Source organism: Bradyrhizobium sp. CSS354, assembly GCF_029051725.1.
GTDB lineage: Bacteria > Pseudomonadota > Alphaproteobacteria > Rhizobiales > Xanthobacteraceae > Bradyrhizobium.
On the sequence record NZ_JAACFU010000003.1, the window covers coordinates 41,989 to 58,757 of the forward strand.

Here is a 16,769-nt window from a genome sequence, read left to right on the forward strand (position 1 = left end):
CGTCTCCTAGCCGAACCGGCCGGTGATGTAATCCTGCGTGCGCCGGTCGGTCGGCGACGTGAAGATCTTGCTGGTGTCGTCGAACTCGATCAGCTCGCCGAGATACATGAAGGCGGTCTTGTCGGAGACGCGCGCCGCCTGCTGCATGTTGTGAGTGACGATCGCGATCGTGTAATCCTCGGACAGCTCCTGGATCAGCTCCTCGACCTTGGCGGTCGAGATCGGGTCGAGCGCCGAACAGGGCTCGTCGAACAGGATCACCTCGGGCCGCACTGCGACGGTGCGGGCGATGCAGAGGCGCTGCTGCTGACCGCCGGAGAGCGACAGGCCGGAGGCGTTGAGCTTGTCCTTGACCTCGTTCCACAGCGCGCCGCCGCGCAGCGCCTTCTCGACGCGGCCGTCCATCTCGGACTTCGATATCTTCTCATAGAGACGGATGCCGAACGCGATGTTCTCGTAGATCGTCATCGGGAACGGCGTCGGCTTCTGGAACACCATGCCGACGCGGGCGCGCAGCAAATTGAGGTCCAGCTTGCCGTCCAGGATGTTGGTCTGATCGAGCATGAGCTGACCGGTGGCGCGCTGGCCGGGATAGAGGTCGTACATCCGGTTGAAGATGCGCAGCAGGGTCGACTTGCCGCAGCCCGACGGGCCGATGAACGCCGTGACGCGGTTGGCGCCGAGCGTCAGGTTGATGTTCTTCAGCGCGTGGTGCTCGCCGTAATAGAAATTCAGGTTGCGTACGGTCACCTTGGGCGGCGCCTCCGGCAGCACCGGCGCGTGGGGCAGCCCACCGGCCGCGCTCATCGATACGGAAAGATCACTCATTTTGCGGTCCTCTCGGCGCCAAGGATGCGCGCGCCAATATTAAGGGCAAGAACGGTCAGGGTGATGAGCAGCGCCCCGCTCCAGGCCAACTGCTTCCAGTAGACATAGGGGCTCTGCACGAAGTTGTTGATGGTGACCGGCAGGTTCGCCATCGTCTTGTTCAGGCCGAGGCTGAAGAACTGGTTCGACAGCGCGGTGAACAGCAGCGGCGCGGTCTCACCGGCGACGCGGGCGGTCGCGAGCAGCACGCCCGTGATGAGACCCGATCGGGCAGCACGATAAGCGATCCGCTTGATCACCAGCGAACGCGGTAGGCCGAGCGCCGAGGCCGCCTCACGCAACGCGTTCGGCACCAGCAGCAGCATGTCCTCGGTCGTGCGCAGCACCACCGGGATCACGATGACCGCGAGCGCGAGCGAGCCTGCGATCGCCGAGAAGCCGCGCATCGGCACCACCACCGCGCCGTAGATGAACAGGCCGATGATGATCGAGGGCGCCGAGAGCAGGATGTCGTTGATGAAGCGGATCACCGAGGTCAGCCGGTCATTGCGGCCGTATTCGGCAAGATAAGTGCCGGCGAACATGCCAAGCGGCGCGCCGATGCCGACGCCGATCACGGTCATGATCAGCGAGCCGACGATGGCGTTGAGCAGACCGCCCTCGTTCGATCCCGGTGGCGGCGTGTTCTCGGTGAACAGCTGGACATTGAGTCCCGCCACTCCGTTGTACAGCAGCGTGATCAGGATCAGCGCGAGCCAGGTGACGCCGAAGGCGGTCGCGGCGATGCAGAGCCCGCGGACGACGATGTCCTTGCGGCGGCGGCTTGAATAGATCGGGTTCATGGCGCTAGTTCCCCGCCTTCTTTTCCAGCCGCATCAGCATCAGCCGCGCCGCTGCGAGCACGAAGAACGTCAGTACGAACAGCAGCAGGCCGAGCAGGATGAGGCCGGACTGGTGCAGGCCGTCGCTCTCCGCGAACTCGGATGCGATCGCCGCCGAGATCGTGGTGCCGGGGGCGAAGATCGACGACGAGATCCGGAACGAGTTGCCGATGATGAAGGTCACCGCCATGGTCTCGCCGAGCGCGCGGCCCAGCGCCAGCATGACGCCGCCGATGACGCCGACGCGGGTGTAGGGGATCACCACGCTGCGGACGACTTCCCAGGTGGTGCAGCCGACGCCGTAGGCGGCTTCCTTCAGGACCGGAGGCACCGTCTTGAACACGTCGACCGAAATCGAGGTGATGAAGGGCAGCACCATGATGGCAAGGATCAGCGCGGCATTGAACAGGCTGAGATAGGATGGGGGACCCGCGAAGATCGCGCCCAGCACGGGCACGCCGTCGAAGATCTTGATCATGAAGGGCTGGAACGTGTTGGCCAGGAACGGACCCAACACGAAGAAGCCCCACATGCCGTAGATGATCGAAGGGATGCCGGCGAGCAGCTCGATCGCCATGCCGATCGGGCGGCGCAGCCATTGCGGGCACAGCTCGGTGAGGAAGATGGCAATGCCGAGACCCACGGGAATGGCGATCAGCATCGCGATGAAGGAGGTGACGAGCGTGCCGTACATCGGTCCGAGCGCGCCGAGCACCGGCGGATCGGCGGACGGCGCCCAGCGCTGCGTCCACAGGAACGAGACCCCGAATTCCTTCATCGCCGGGAAGGCGCCGACGATCAGCGAAATGATGATGCCGCCGAGGATCAGAAGCACCGAGATCGCGGAGAGCCGCGTGATCCAGTAGAAGGTGACGTCGCCGAGCTTGAACGCGCTCAAGGCCTTGGCGCGATCATACGGTCCGGCGTCGTCGATTACATCGCTCTGAACGGCCATCTCTGCCACGCCGATCCCCTGTTCCAAATAGTATACGTTTTTTGTTGGTCCGTGCCCCGGATGCGGCGCAGCGCATCCGGGGCACGAGCGTCGCGAACCTAGCTCTTGATTTCGGCAGCCCAGGTCTTCTCGATCAGCTGAACGACCGGGTCCGGCATCGGGATGTAGTCGAGCTCTTCAGCCGCCTTGCCGCCGCTCTTGAAAGCCCAGCGGAAGAACTTGATCGCTTCCTGCGAGGCCGCCTTGTCGGTGGCATCCTTGTGCATGAGGATGAAGGTCGCCGCCGTGATCGGCCAGGACTTCTCGCCGGGCTGGTCGGTCAGGATGACGTAGTAGCCGGGAGCCTTGGCCCAGTCGGCGTTGGAGGCGGCCGCCTGGAAGGCTTCGACGGTGGGCTGCACCGGCTTGCCGGCCTTGTTGACGAGACCGGTGTAGGTCAGCTTGTTCTGCTTGGCATAGGCGTACTCGACATAGCCGATCGAGTTCTTGGTCTGGCTGATGTTGCCGGACACGCCTTCGTTACCCTTGGCGCCGACGCCGACCGGCCACTCGACGGCAGTACCTTCACCCACCTTGCTCTTCCAGTCCGCGCTGGCCTTGGCGAGGTAGTTGGTGAAGTTGAAGGTGGTGCCCGAACCGTCCGAACGGCGGACCACGGTGATGGCTTCCGAGGGCAGCTTCACGTTCGGGTTCAGCTTCTTGATCGCGGCGTCGTCCCATTTGGTGATCTTGCCGAGATAGATGCTGGCCAGCGTCTCGCCGTCGAACACCATCTCACCGGGCTTCACGCCCTCGATGTTGACGACGGGAACGATGGCGCCCATCACCATCGGCCACTGGACGAGGCCGTCCTTCTCGAGCTGCTCGGCCTTGAGCGGCGCGTCGCTGGCGCCGAAGGTCACGGTCTTGGCCTGGATCTGCTTGATGCCGCCGCCGGAGCCGATCGACTGGTAGTTCAGACCGTTGCCGGTCTCCTTCTTGTAGGCGTCGGCCCATTTGGAATAGATCGGGAACGGGAACGTCGCGCCGGCTCCGGTGATATCGGCAGCAAAGGCCGCCGTCGTCGATGCGGCGACCATGCCAGCAGCGACGAGTGTTTTGAGGAAATTCATGCTGGTCTCCATACAGGGGAGCGAAGCGCCATCCGCGCCCGATCGCGCTCCCCGTGCCGCCCCTTTAGGAGCGGACAGCTGAGCTTTTACGAAGGTTTGGTGACAGTCGGATGACAGTGTTAAGCAGCTGAAATCGCTGGAATTTAGCTCAGAGCCGCGGGCTTGCCCTGGGGAAAACAGGCGGTGAAAATGGCGCCCTGTTTGGGCACGCTTTCGATCAAAAGCCGGCCGCGGTGGCGGTTAAGGATATGTTTCACCAGCGATAATCCGAGGCCCGTGCCGCCCTGCGAGCGGCTGTCGCCGACATCGACCCGGTAGAAGCGCTCGGTCAGCCGCGGCAGGTGCTCCGGCGCGATGCCGGGGCCGAAATCCCGGACCAGGACCCGGATTTCCTGAGTTCCATCAGGGGCGGCGCCTGATATCAGCGACACGATGACGCGACCGCCCGAAGCGCCGTATTTGAGCGCGTTCTCGATCAAATTCTCGAACAGGCGGAGCAGCTCCTCGCGGTCCCCCGCGATCAGCACCGGGCTCTCGGGGAGCTGGGTCTCGACCTCGACCTGGCGCTCCCGCGCCAGCGGCTCGAGCCCATCGGCGACCTGCAAGATGATCGGCAGCAGGTCGACCAGGGTGTCGGGCCTAACATGAGCCGACAGCTCCACCCGCGACAGCGACAGCAGATCGTCGATCAGGCGCGCCATGCGGGTCGCCTGGTTGTGCATGATGCCGAGGAAGCGCTCGCGCGCCTTGGGATCGTCCTTGGCCTGGCCCTGGAGCGTGTCGATGAATCCGGACAGCGCGGCCAGCGGCGTGCGCAGCTCGTGGCTGGCATTGGCGACGAAGTCGGCTCGCATCTCCTCGACCCGGCGCAGCGGCGTCTGGTCGTGGAAGGTCATCAGCATGCATTTGTCGGCGCCGCCGAAGGTGGTGGGCACCGGCACCGGCGTGATGGTCAGCTCCATCCAGCGATCGACCGGGACATGGTCGAGATAGGTCGCGCGCCGCGGCTCGGTGGTCGCGATCGACTCGCGGAGCGCCGTGATGATCTCGGGCGAACGCAGCGCGAACTGGGCGAGCTCATTCCGGCGTAGCGCCGGCGCGAGCTGGGCGGCCGCGGCGTTGAGATGGATGACTCGGCCGGCGCGGTCGAGCAACACCGCGGGATCGGGCATGCCGGCGACCACCGCGGCCACTGCCGCGCTCTCGACTGGGTTGACGCGGCGGGTCTCTTCGCGGGAGGCGGCGGTATCGTGCAGGCGCCACGGGATCAGCGCCGCGGCCGCGATGCAAAGAAACACCGCAATCGCATGCAGCGCCAGCAATTCGCCCAGCGAGACCACCACCGACAGCGCCAGCGCCGCAGCGATCAGGATGACGGTCGAGTGCCGCAGCCGGTCGGACCAGGGCTGGGAGGAGGGAGAAGATGGGGCGTCGATCGCCATCGGGGCGGGCTTCTCCAAAAGGATCTTGCGCCGGTCAGGCGCCGCTGTCGCTGCGCTTTCTCACGTAAGCGGCTTCAGGCGCGGGGCCGGGGTCGAGCTTGAGCGCGGCCTGCTGCAGGCGTTTCGATCGTGCGCCGATGATAACTTCGCGAAACGTCAGCAAGATTACAGATATGACGAAAGGGGACAGATAATAGAGGACGCGGAACAGCAGCATCCCGCCCAGCAGCTCCTCGCGGTCCATCTGCCAGAGACCGACCAGCATGGCCGCGTCGAACACGCCAAGGCCCCCGGGCGAATGGCTGGCAAAGCCGAGCAGCGTGGCCGAGACGAAGATCACCGCGACCACCACGAAGCCGAGATTGGGCTCGTCCGGAACCAGCACGTACATCGCGAGGGCGCAGAAGCCGAGATCGATGATGCCGATCGCGATCTGGAGCAGCGTCAGCGGACCGCCCGGCAGCATCACGGTCCAGGGCCCGCGGCCGACCATCCGCGGCTGGGTCCAGACCCAGACCACGTAAGCGACCAGCCCGACGATGATCATCATCGCCAGCGTCCGGTTCAGCCAGGCCGGAAGCTGGTCAATCGAGGCCGCAGCCTCCGGATGATAGGAGATGCCGAGGCCCAGCACCGCGGCATTGCCGAGCCAGAAGGTCAGGCCGGCGAGGAAGCAGATTTTTGCGACGTCGATCGCGTTCAGGCCGTAGGCAGAATAGATGCGGTAGCGCACCGCGCCGCCGGTGAAGACGCTGGCGCCGACATTGTGGCCGATCGAATAACTTGTGAAGGCGGCGAGCGCGTTGATCCGATAGGGCACGTGGGCGTGGCCGATCGCGCGCACGGCGAACAGGTCGTAGAAGGTCAGCGTGAAATAGCCCGCGGCGACGAACAGCGCCGCCATCGCAATCTGGCTCGGCTCGGTGCTCTTGATCGCTTCGAGGACTTCGTTGACATCGATGCCGCGCAGCATGTGGTAGAGCACATAGCAAGCGATGCCGATGACCGCGACGCTGATCACAACTCCAAGCTTATGCAGGATTTGCTTCTGGCGCAGAAACGACATCGCCCTGCGTATGGCTTCCAGCATCTAAACCTCGAACAACGCTTCAGCGGCCAGGGTGGCCGGCGAACAGGCGGACGACACGCAGGCACCCGACGAACCCTCGCTGCCGGTCCCGGCATCGCGCATACCCGCTATCCCTCCACTAGCGCGTTTCCGGGCGGAGTGGAATTCGGCAATTCGAACAAAAACTCGTGCCTTCAATATTTTAGGCAGGGTTGCGGGCTCCTGATGCACGGTTTGGCGCTTTCGGCGGCAAGACTGACGCGAATCTCCATGGCAATCCTGCGCAGTGGCCATGAAGTTTTGATGATTTCGACCGCACAATGTTCCGTCACGACTTAAGCCGACGTCAATCTATGGGCCGGATTCCCCTGTTGAAAGAGGGGGTGGCGCGGCGCGAGGCCGCTGCGGCCCGCACGATTACGTGGCCGACGGCTCGCGCCCGATCCATCCGGTTGCACTGCGACATCACAGACGTCATCGCGGCCGCCCGCCAGCGGCCGCGATGAGCATGTCGTTCGGAGGTAGCGATCTGCTCAGGCCGCAAGCTGCGGGCGCACCGCCTCGATCCCCGCGATCCAGCCGGCCACGGAGCGCCCGATCGCCTCGGGGTGATCCTCCTGGAGGAAATGCAGGCCGGCGCCGAGACGAACCAGCGCGCAGTGCTTCAGGGAGGCTGCAAACCGTTCGGCAAATTCCGGCGCGACCAGAGCTCCAGGCTCGGCCGTGAACAAGAGTTTTGGATAGGACGACGCGGCCAGCGCCGCATGCGCGGATTGGAGCGCGCCATAGACGTGAGCAGGCTCGCCTGCGATCGGCAGTTCGCGCGGAAGCGCAAGAACGGGCCGGCGGCTCTCCGGTGTCGGGAACGGCGCGCGATAGGGCGCCATCTCGTCGTCGCTGAGCTTGCGGACGATGCCGCCCGGCAGCACGCGCTCGACGAAAGCATTCGCCTCGAGGATCATCGCCTCGCCCTCGCCCGGCGTCCTGAATTTGCGGAAGGCCGCCCGTGCCGCCTCGGCATGCTCCTGCTCTGCGGCAACCTCGGTGTAGTGGAAGTCCTGCCAGGTCGGCATCGGACGGATGAACTCCATGAAGGCGACGCCGCGCACGAAATCCGGCCGGCGCGCGGCGAGATGAAATGCGAGCGCCGTGCCCCAATCCTGCGCGACCAGATAGGCCGACTTGATACCGCGCTGTTCGATGAAGGCATCGAGATAGCGGACGTGGTCAAAGAAGCGGTAGGCGATGTCGGGCTTGTCGGACTGACCGAAGCCGACGTTGTCGGGCGCGAGGCAATGCGCGACCGGTGACACCAAGGGCATGATGTTGCGCCAGATGTGCGAGGAGGTCGGATTGCCGTGCAGGAAGAGCGCGACCGGCGCGTTCTGCGGGCCCGTCTCACGATAGGCCATGCTGCTTCCGAGGACGGACGCTTTGCGAATCTTGATCTCGATCTGCTTGGTCATGTCAGCTCCTTGAACACGGTTTGGAATGCGATGGTCTTGAAACGTTGGAGCGCTTTCGGATTGCGGTCGACCTTCATGCGCAGGATCGCGCCCTGCCAGGACGCGAGCAGGAAGTCGGCGAGCTCCTCAGGCTCGAAATCGGATGCGATCTCGCCGCGGGTCTGCGCCTCGGCGATGCAGGCGGCGAACGGCACGCGCCATTCGGCAAAGATGTCGGCGAGGCGCACGCGCAGCATCTCGCTGCTGCCGGTCGCTTCCAGACTGAGATCGCCGATCAGGCAGCCGCGACCAAAGCCGTCGGCTTCCAGCCTGCCCGTGATGATGTCGAGGTAGCGCTTGAGCCGCGCGCGGGGGCTCAGCGAAACGTCCTGCAATGCCTCTGCGACCAGGCCCCTGGTGAGGTCGAAATAGCGGTCGAGCACCTCGGAGGCGAACGCCTCCTTGGAGCGGAAATGGTTGGTGAAGGATCCCTGCGGCGCGCCGGCGGCGGTGGTTACATCGCGCACGCTGGTGCCGTGATAGCCAGTGCGGAACATGACCTTGAGGCCGGCTTCGAGGATGGCGTCTTTGAGCGATGGCTTTGGCATGACATCATAATACGTACGTACGTATTAATGTCAAGCGCCACTTCGACGCCTGGCAATCTGATGCGGCGCAAGTGATTAGCGCGATAGAGGGCGCGCGTTTGCCCCTCAGCTCAGCCGCTCAGGCCGGCGGCATGCTGCGCGCAACCACCCGGTCGCGCAGCCAGGCGCCGATGGCGCCGCCGACGAGATAGCAGGCGAACATGATCAGGCCGAGGTCGAGCCAGTAGCCGAAGCGGCCGGGGACCACATGCGCGAACGAGGCCGCGACCAGGCCGGCAGCAAGCACGGCGAGCCAGCGGGCGGTCACCTTCGAGGTGCCGTTGCCGCGTTGGACCACCGAGATCCAGCCCATGCAGAAGCCGAGCAGCAGCGAGCCTATCAGCCAGCCCAGATGGAACGAGACGAGATAGGGCATCGTCACCTCACCAGAAATTCGATGCGGCGGTTCTGCGCCTTGGCGTCTTCGCTGTCATTGGTGGCGACCGGCTGCGTGCTGCCGTAGCCGACAGCGGTGAAGCGACTGGCAGGCAGGCCGGCCTTGACCAGATAGTCGATCACCGCCTGCGCGCGCTTCTCCGAGAGTGCCTGGTTGAAGGAATCCTCGCCGTCGGCATCGGTATGCCCGGCGACCTCGATATTGGTGGTGGGGCATCGCAGTGCCGTCTCGATCAGATGATCGAGAATGCCGGCGGAATCCGGATCGATGTCGGCGCGCTTCGCCGCGAAACGAATCTTGGCCTTGGCCAAGAGCTCCGAGAACAATTGCTGGCACACGGTGCCGTCGACCGGGCCGGCCGCGGGTTTCACCGTGATTTCCGGCTTGTACTGCCAGTTCTTCGGGAAATCCTTGCCGAGGCCGGCGCGGATGTCGTTGGCGGCACCTTCATACAGCGCATCGCCCGACAGCTTCACCTCGCGGTCGGACACGACCAGCGTGCCGGTCGACAGGCGCGACAGCGCGCCGAGCGCTGCAACCACGGCCGGGCTGAAGGAGCCGGGCGCGCCGACGCTGGCCTTGAGATTGTCGACGACCTTTTCGTTGAAGAATTTCCGCGACGCGCTGGTGGCGATGGCCGCGTGGACGTTGTTGTCGGGAACATAGCCGGTCAGCATCACCGTCGCGGCCACCGGATCCTTGTAGGCCTGGAAGACGTAAGGCGGCGCCTTGACGTCGTTGGCGGCGATCGAAAAGCCCTCGGGCAGGTTTTTCAGCGCCGCTGCGACCGCTTCGCGGCCGCCGAGATCGCGCGCCATGCCCGACAGAGTGACTTTGGTGTCCGTGATCGTGATCTTGCCGTCCTTGAGCTTGCCGATCTGGTCGAGCAGCAGCATCGCAGCCGCCTCGAACCGCGGCGGTGCGCCGCGCGCCAGCCCCATCTGATCGGCCACCTCTGTACCGGCGACCTCCTTGCGGGCCGCCTCGGTCAGCCGGCCCTTCATCGACGGCAGGGGCGCGGAGCCCGACAGCGTCACCCGCACCACGTCCCGTTCGGCGTTCCAGACGAAGGGCTTTGCCTCGGGAACGAGGCGGGTCCGGTCGTCGACCAGGCGCACGCCGGGCACGGTCTCGACAGCCACCACAGCGTCGCGGCGACCCTCCTCGGAAAACGCGTCCGCAGCCAGGCTGACGTCGCGGCCGTCCACTGCGATCCGGGTCTTGTCCAGAACGGTATCCTTTAGCGCCGCCGAGCTGCGGGCGGAAAGGTCCGCCTCGACCGGCGAAGTATTATTCCAGGCCGCAAATCCCCACATGACGGCCAGGGGAATCAGCCCTGGCCACCATTTGCTGGCCCACCTGAAAAGCTTCTGCATTCGACGACCCGAACTCTGGAACCGGAGACAAAACAAACCCTTGGCGGGCTGTCAAACCGGAAATGACGCCCTTCCGAAGGCCGGGCGTGGACAATTGGAATAACTTTTTCTTCAAGGGTTCTTCCGTAAGTTGAAGACGGAATGCCAAAGTCCGCCAGCGGGTCATGAAACAACTTCGTAACAACGTCATCCGCGCCGGGCTGGAAGCACTCTATTTCAGCGGCGCCCACCACCTGTTGCGCCCGCTTTTGTCGGGCGTCGGCGCCATTTTCATGCTGCATCACGTGCGGCCGGCCCGCGACGCGGCGTTCCAGCCCAACAGGCATCTCGAAGTCACCCCCGAATTTCTGCGCGCGACACTGTGCCATCTGCGCTCGCGCGAGATCGATATCGTCAGCATGGACGAGCTGCATGAGCGGCTCGTGCGGCGCCGGTTCGACCGGCGCTTCGCCGCCTTCACGCTCGACGATGGCTATCGCGACAATCTCGATTTTGCGCTGCCGGTTCTGCGCGAATTTCACGCGCCTCTGGCGGTCTATGTCGCCAGCGATTTCGCAGAGGGCACGGGTCGGCTGTGGTGGGAAGCGCTGGAGGCCGTGATCGCCAAGGCCGAGCAGATCGAGGTGACAATCGGCAATGCCGCGCTGCGGCTCGATGCCACGACGCCAGCCGCCAAGCAGGTGGCGTTCGACCGCCTGCACGACTGGTTGCGCGCACTGCCCGGCGAGCACGATCTCAAGCGCGAGATCGAGGCGCTCTGCACGAAGTACGGCGTCGACATCGCCGCGCTGTGCCGCAGCCTCTGCCTGTCCTGGGACGAGGTGAAGACATTTGCCGCCGATCCCCTGGTCACGATCGGCGCGCATTCCATCAGCCATTGCAATCTCGCCAAGCAAAGCGAAGAGATCGCCACGCAGGAGATGGCCGTGAGCCGCGCGCGAATCGAGCAGGCGCTCGGCCGCAACGTTCAACATCTTGCCTATCCCTATGGCGATCGCGAGGCGGCGGGTGAGCGCGAATTCGTGCTCGCTGCGTCCGCCGGCTTCAAGACTGCGGTGACGACGCGGCCCGGCATGCTGTTCGCCGAAAACGCCGGCCACATGACCGCGCTGCCACGGGTCTCGCTCAACGGCAATTACCAGGACACGCGGATTCTGCCGGTGCTGACCTCGGGCGCCGCGACCGCGATGTGGAACGGCTTCCGCAGGATCGCGGCGGCTTAAATCTCTCCGTCTTCGCTGCCCGAACCCGGACGTCGTCCTGACGAAAGCCTGGACCCATTGCCACCGCTGTCCATTTTGCGACGCGCTCGGGCCACAGCTCATTTCAAGCAATTCAATCCTTGGGTAATGTGTCCTGGCTTTCGCCAGGACGACGATGCGGCGCCTTCCTTGACTCCCCTCCCCGCCCGCGCTCAAAACGTCGCCAACAAAGGGAGGCACCATGTTCAACGATCTGTTCTCGCTCAAAGGCCGTGTCGCGCTGGTGACCGGCGGTTCGCGCGGCATCGGCAAGATGATCGCGGCGGGATTTCTCAGCGCAGGGGCCGCGAAGGTCTACATCACCGCGCGCAAGGCCGGGCCTTGCGAAGCGACCGCGAACGAGCTCGCCGCGCAGTATGACGGCGAATGCATCGCGCTGCCGATCGACATCTCGACGCTGGCCGGTGCCGAGCTGCTCGCAAGCGAATTCGGGAAGCGCGAGCCAAGACTCGACATCCTCGTCAACAATGCGGGCGCGGCCTGGGGCGCGGAGTTCGACGAGTTTCCGGAGAGCGGCTGGGACAAGGTGATGAACCTCAACGTCAAGGCGCCGTTCTTCCTGACCAAGGCGCTGGCGCCCACGCTGCGCGCGGCGGCCTCTGCAGAGCGACCAGCGAAAGTGATCAACATCGCCTCGATCGACGGCATCTTCGTCAATCCGGGCGAGACCTATTCCTACGCGGCGAGCAAGGCGGGGCTGATCCATTTGACGCGGCGCATGGCCGTGAAGCTGATCGGCGACCATGTCGTGGTCACCGCGATCGCGCCGGGCCCGTTCAAATCCGACATGAACCGCGCCGCACGCGATCATGCCGACGAGGTCTCGACCCGCGTGCCCGCGGGCCGCATCGGCACCGACGAGGACATGGCGGGCGCGGCGATCTATCTCGCCTCGCGCGCAGGGGATTATGTGGTAGGCGCGACCATCGCGGTGGACGGTGGCATTGTTTATGCGAACCCGGGGATCAAGGGGAGCGGGTGGGATAGTTGAGGCAACGGCCCGCGCCTCAAATTCCGGCGTCGTCCCGGCGCAGGCCGGGACCCATACCGCGTGATCCATCGGTTGCGGTTGGTAGGAGTACCGAACAACTAGCCCGCCGCCAAACTTCTCCCTGTGGTTATGGGTCCCGGCCTTCGCCGGGACGACATGGGAGGCTTTGCGCCTCCCTCGCGTCTATCAGCCGGCAGAGAACCAGCTCCTACGACTCGATCCTCACATACTCGAAATCGCCCGGCTTGTTGTCGATGCCGACTTTCGGCGGCGAGATCCAGGAGGCGAACTGGCCGGTTTCGGTGACGGGCTGCATCAGCGAAGTGATGAAGTCGCCGTCCGCGGTGGAGGGCAGCCATTCGTCCTTGCGCCGAGCCCAATTTGCGTCGTCGATCAACAGACCATCCGGCGTCGCGTGGATGCTCTTGAACTCGCCGATATGGCGATGGAAGGCGACGTTGGGCAGCTTGAGCTGAAACTGGTAGCCCGCGGTCGAGATCACCTTGTTCCAGCGCAGCATGCCCTTGACGCAATCCTGGCTGTAATCGTCGCGCAGCCGCATGTTGAGCGCGGTCAGCGCCGGCTCGTCCACCAGCTTGATCTCGCCGTCAATGAACTTCAGCACCGGATAGGTCGCGTTCTTGAGCTGATGATCGTCGTCGATCTGGGTCTCGTGATAGCGACCCTTGATGCCGGTGTTGAAGGCGTTCGCAGCGTTGGTCGAGACTTCCGAGCCAAACAGATCGAGCGACAGCGTATAATGCAGGTTCAGCTTCTTCTGGATCGTCGGCAGGTCGATCACACCGAGCGCGCGGACCTTCGCGATGTCGGTGGGATCGGTGATGCCGGCTTCACGCATCGCATCGCAGGTGCGCTGCACGACGCGGGTGATGCCGGTCTCGCCGACGAACATGTGGTGCGCTTCCTCCGTCAGCATGAAGCGGCAGGTGCGCGACAGGGGATCGAAGCCCGACTGCGCCAGCGAGTGCAGCTGCATCTTGCCGTCGCGGTCGGTGAAATAGGTGAACATGAAGAAGGACAGCCAGTCCGGCGTCGCCTCGTTGAAGGCGCCCAGCATGCGTGGCGAGTCAGCGTCACCCGAACGGCGGCGTAACAAATCGTCAGCCTCTTCACGTCCGTCGCGCCCGAAGTACTTCTGCAGCAGGTACACCATCGCCCAGAGGTGACGGCCTTCCTCGACATTGACCTGGAACAGATTGCGCATGTCGTAGAGCGAGGGCGCGGTCTTGCCGAGGTGGCGTTGCTGTTCGACCGAGGCAGGCTCGGTGTCGCCCTGGATCACGATCAGGCGGCGCAGCATGGCGCGATATTCACCCGGGACTTCCTGCCAGGCCGGCTCGCCAAAATGCTCGCCGAACGGCACGACGCGGTTCTCTTCCTGGGGAGCAAGGAGAATGCCCCAGCGATACTCGGGCATGCGCACGTAGTCGAACTTGGCCCAGCCGCGCGGATCGACCGAATAAGCGGTTCGCAAGTACACCAGCGATTCCTGGAAGCCTTCCGGCCCCATGTCTTTCCACCAGTCCATGTAGCCGGGATGCCAGCCTTCCAGCGCCTTGAGCACCTGGCGGTCTTCGGCCAGATTGACGTTGTTCGGAATCTTGGTCGAGTAGTCGACGTTCATGATGTTCATGGAGGACCTCCCGTGTGGGACTGGCTTACTTGATCGCTGTGATCGAATTGTTCGCTCGCGAATGGCGAATGGAAGTCCCCTATTCGCTATTCGCCACTCCCTATTCGCTACACTCTGGTCATATCGAATTTCGGCTTCTGGCCGCTGCCGTAGCGGCGCAGCGCGCCTTCCTCGCCGACCGCGTTCGGGCGCTGGAAGATCCAGTTCTGCCACGCGGTGAGGCGCGAGAAGATTTTCGATTCCATCGTCTCGGGGCCGACGAAGCGCAAGCTCGCTTCCATGCCGGTGAGGCTGTCGGGCGAGAAACTGGCGCGCTCCTCCAGGAACACGCGGACCTCGTCGTCCCAGTCGATGTCGTCGAGCGCGAAGGTGACGAGACCGAGCTCTTCGGCCTGCTCGGCGTCCAGCGCCGTGCCCATCGTGGCTTCCGCGCGTTCCACATCCGACGGATCAGCCTGGAAGCGCGATTGAAGCCGCGTCAGGCCATGGCTCATCGGATACGGGCCGAAGTTCATGGCGGAGAGTTCGATCGACGGCGGCGGGCGGTTGTCGCCCTGGCGCGTGCCGATCAGCATGTAGGAGCGGTCGGCAGCGAATACGAGCTCGGCGAGCGTGCCGGCGAAGCAGGAGCCGGGCTCGACCAGCGTCACCAGCGTCCGCGAGGTGACGTCGATGCGCTTCAAGACGCGCTTCCAGTAGTGCCTGATTTCGTTGACCAGCCAGTGCGTCTTGTTGGCTTCGAGGAAGGCGTCGCAGGCGAGCACATGCGCGCGGTCGCCATGGCTCTTGAACACCAGCATGGCGATCTCGAGCTCGTTGATGCGCAGATGCAGGATCGCGTCGTCGAGTTCGCGCGCGACCTGGAGCGGCCAGAACGCGACACCCTGCGCCATCATGCTGTCGATGTCGGCGGGCGGCGCGGCTTCAGGCGCCTTGATCGAGATCGTGGCGATGCGCGCGGCGCGATCGATGTCGACGGTGACAAAGCCGTAGCGGATGCTGGTCTCATCGATGATGCGCTTGAGCGGCGTCAGCGCGATGCCCTTGCCGCTGCCCGCGCGCTTCGAGGCCTGGGCGAATTCCCTGGCGCGCTCGGCAACCTTGCCTTCGAGTTTGCTGTTCGGCGCGATCTCGTCGACCAGGCGCCATTGCACGGCGCGCTTGCCCTTCACGCCTTCCTCGATGGTGCAGAAGAAATCGGCGTGATCGCGGCGCACCTTGCGCTTGTCGACCACACGCGTGAGGCCGCCGGTGCCCGGCAGCACCGCGAGCAGCGGCACTTCCGGCAAGGCGACGGCGGAGGCGCCGTCATCGGCGAGCATGATGTAGTCGGTGGCGAGCGCGAGCTCATAGCCGCCGCCCGCGGCCGAGCCGTTCACGACGGTGATGAAGCGCTGGCCGGAATTCTCCGACGAGTCTTCCATGCCGTTGCGCGTCTCGTTGGTGAACTTGCAGAAATTGACCTTGTGGGCATGCGTCGAGCCCGCAAGCATACGGATGTTGGCGCCGGCGCAGAACACGCGGTTCTTGGCCGAGCGCATCACCACGACCTTGACCTCGGGGTGCTCGAAGCGCAGCCGCTGGACGACGTCGGCAAGCTCGATGTCGACGCCGAGATCGTAGGAGTTGAGCTTGAGCAGATAGCCCTCGAACAGGCCGCCGTTCTCATCGACGTCCATGGTCAGCGTCGCGACATCGCCGTCGACCGCGAGCTTCCAGTGCTTGTAGCGGGACGGTTCGGTCTGGAAATCGATGAATGTCGCGCCGCCTGCGAGGCGCCGATCTTCCCCGGCCATGGGCCACCCTTGAGTTCGTCTTGGTTTTACCGTTAGATGCACAATAATGCATATTATTGCGCGCGTCTAGTCCTTAGCGGCTCGTACATGCATTTTGTTGCATGTCATCTCGTAGGGCCGCTGCTGCAAATTGCTCAATCGCATCAAGCGTCGCCGCCGGAGCTTCGCGATGCGGAGAATGCGCCGCGCCTGACATGACTTTCAAATCGACCGGGCAATAGCATTCTTGCTGCGCGATCTCGGCCTGACGCAGCGTCCCGTATTGGTCGTCGACGCCCTGCAGGATCAGGACAGGAACGCGGATATAGGCGAGATATTCCGAGATATCCCAGTCGCGGAACTTTGGATCGAGCCAGGCGCCGTTCCAGCCGTAGAAGGCGTGGTCGACGTCCTTGTGCCAGCGCGCGAGCTTTGCCTTCAGGTCGGTGGTCTCGAAGGTACTCTTGATCGCGGCGATGGATTTCACCGAGATGTCCTCGACGATGAAATGCGGCGCGATCAGCACGAGGCCGTTCAGGCGATGATCCTGATGCGCGCCGGCATAGATGGTCGCGATCGAGGCACCGTCGGAATGGCCGAGCAGCAGGCCGCGCTTGAAGCCGATCGCAGCGAGGATCTTCGGCAGCACGTCCAGCGCCTCGCGCTGCATGTAGTCGAGCGGCCGCGGCAGCGCGACCTTGCTCGACTGGCCGTAGCCCGCGCGCGAATAGACGAAGATGCCGGCGGAGGTCGCCTGGTGCAGCTTCTCGGGGAAGTCACCCCAGAGCCCGACCGAGCCGAGGCCTTCATGCAGCATGACGATGGTGGGTGCATCGGCAGATTGCGGCGCCAGCCATTTGTATTCGAGGCTGGCGCCATCGATGCTGAGAAAGCCGGTGGGGGTGAGATTGGTCATGTTCTGTCGCTCTTCTCTC

15 protein-coding genes are annotated in these 16,769 nt (G+C 64.3%); 2 read left to right on the forward strand and 13 right to left on the reverse strand.

What is annotated here, in order from left to right:
- Window positions 1-6 precede the first annotated feature (6 nt).
- The 10 genes from pstB to GWG67_RS07355 form a co-directional block, all read right to left on the reverse strand.
- Window positions 7-828 carry a phosphate ABC transporter ATP-binding protein PstB gene (gene pstB / locus GWG67_RS07310; protein ID WP_007597875.1) on the reverse strand — a complete coding sequence of 274 codons (822 nt, stop codon included), beginning with the start codon at window positions 826-828 and terminating at the stop codon, window positions 7-9.
- Complete coding sequence (pstA, locus tag GWG67_RS07315) at window positions 825-1,670, reverse strand: phosphate ABC transporter permease PstA (protein ID WP_275168449.1); 846 nt, start codon at window positions 1,668-1,670, stop codon at window positions 825-827. Before pstA ends, pstB begins: the two co-directional genes overlap by 4 nt.
- A 4-nt stretch (window positions 1,671-1,674) precedes the next feature.
- On the reverse strand, window positions 1,675-2,664 hold the full coding sequence (gene pstC, locus GWG67_RS07320) for a phosphate ABC transporter permease subunit PstC (protein WP_007615692.1): 990 nt from the start codon (window positions 2,662-2,664) through the stop codon (window positions 1,675-1,677).
- 98 nt (window positions 2,665-2,762) lie between these two features.
- Window positions 2,763-3,776, reverse strand: a complete 1,014-nt coding sequence (pstS, locus tag GWG67_RS07325) for a phosphate ABC transporter substrate-binding protein PstS (protein ID WP_275168450.1) — start codon at window positions 3,774-3,776, stop codon at window positions 2,763-2,765.
- Window positions 3,777-3,919: 143 nt separating this feature from the next.
- The gene (locus tag GWG67_RS07330; RefSeq protein ID WP_275168451.1) at window positions 3,920-5,218 is read right to left on the reverse strand and encodes an ATP-binding protein; all 1,299 of its coding nucleotides are present in this window, start codon (window positions 5,216-5,218) and stop codon (window positions 3,920-3,922) included.
- Between the two features lie 34 nt (window positions 5,219-5,252).
- The gene (locus tag GWG67_RS07335) at window positions 5,253-6,308 is read right to left on the reverse strand and encodes a lysylphosphatidylglycerol synthase domain-containing protein (protein ID WP_275168452.1); all 1,056 of its coding nucleotides are present in this window, start codon (window positions 6,306-6,308) and stop codon (window positions 5,253-5,255) included.
- 512 nt (window positions 6,309-6,820) lie between these two features.
- The gene (locus tag GWG67_RS07340; protein ID WP_275168453.1) at window positions 6,821-7,753 is read right to left on the reverse strand and encodes a haloalkane dehalogenase; all 933 of its coding nucleotides are present in this window, start codon (window positions 7,751-7,753) and stop codon (window positions 6,821-6,823) included.
- Entirely contained in the window at window positions 7,750-8,340 is a 591-nt protein-coding gene (locus tag GWG67_RS07345; protein ID WP_275168454.1) for a TetR/AcrR family transcriptional regulator, read from the reverse strand. Before GWG67_RS07345 ends, GWG67_RS07340 begins: the two co-directional genes overlap by 4 nt.
- A gap of 118 nt (window positions 8,341-8,458) precedes the next feature.
- A complete protein-coding gene (locus tag GWG67_RS07350; protein WP_275168455.1) occupies window positions 8,459-8,755 on the reverse strand; it encodes a hypothetical protein in 297 nt (98 codons plus the stop codon).
- Window positions 8,756-8,757: 2 nt separating this feature from the next.
- Window positions 8,758-10,152 carry an OmpA family protein gene (locus tag GWG67_RS07355; protein ID WP_275168456.1) on the reverse strand — a complete coding sequence of 465 codons (1,395 nt, stop codon included), beginning with the start codon at window positions 10,150-10,152 and terminating at the stop codon, window positions 8,758-8,760.
- Between the two features lie 164 nt (window positions 10,153-10,316).
- Between GWG67_RS07355 and GWG67_RS07360 the strand changes: the two genes are divergently transcribed.
- Together GWG67_RS07360 and GWG67_RS07365 are read left to right on the forward strand one after the other, a co-directional pair.
- Window positions 10,317-11,375 (forward strand): polysaccharide deacetylase family protein, encoded by a 1,059-nt coding sequence (locus tag GWG67_RS07360; RefSeq protein ID WP_275168457.1) that lies wholly within the window; start codon window positions 10,317-10,319, stop codon window positions 11,373-11,375.
- A gap of 220 nt (window positions 11,376-11,595) precedes the next feature.
- A complete protein-coding gene (locus GWG67_RS07365; protein ID WP_275168458.1) occupies window positions 11,596-12,405 on the forward strand; it encodes an SDR family oxidoreductase in 810 nt (269 codons plus the stop codon).
- A gap of 208 nt (window positions 12,406-12,613) precedes the next feature.
- On the opposite strand, the gene boxB is transcribed toward GWG67_RS07365, so the two are convergent.
- The 3 genes from boxB to GWG67_RS07380 form a co-directional block, all read right to left on the reverse strand.
- Window positions 12,614-14,050 (reverse strand): benzoyl-CoA 2,3-epoxidase subunit BoxB, encoded by a 1,437-nt coding sequence (gene boxB, locus GWG67_RS07370; RefSeq protein WP_275169134.1) that lies wholly within the window; start codon window positions 14,048-14,050, stop codon window positions 12,614-12,616.
- Between the two features lie 116 nt (window positions 14,051-14,166).
- Window positions 14,167-15,855, reverse strand: a complete 1,689-nt coding sequence (gene boxC / locus GWG67_RS07375; RefSeq protein ID WP_275168459.1) for a 2,3-epoxybenzoyl-CoA dihydrolase — start codon at window positions 15,853-15,855, stop codon at window positions 14,167-14,169.
- Between the two features lie 73 nt (window positions 15,856-15,928).
- Window positions 15,929-16,750 (reverse strand): alpha/beta fold hydrolase, encoded by an 822-nt coding sequence (locus GWG67_RS07380; protein ID WP_275168460.1) that lies wholly within the window; start codon window positions 16,748-16,750, stop codon window positions 15,929-15,931.
- Window positions 16,751-16,769: the final 19 nt, after the last annotated feature.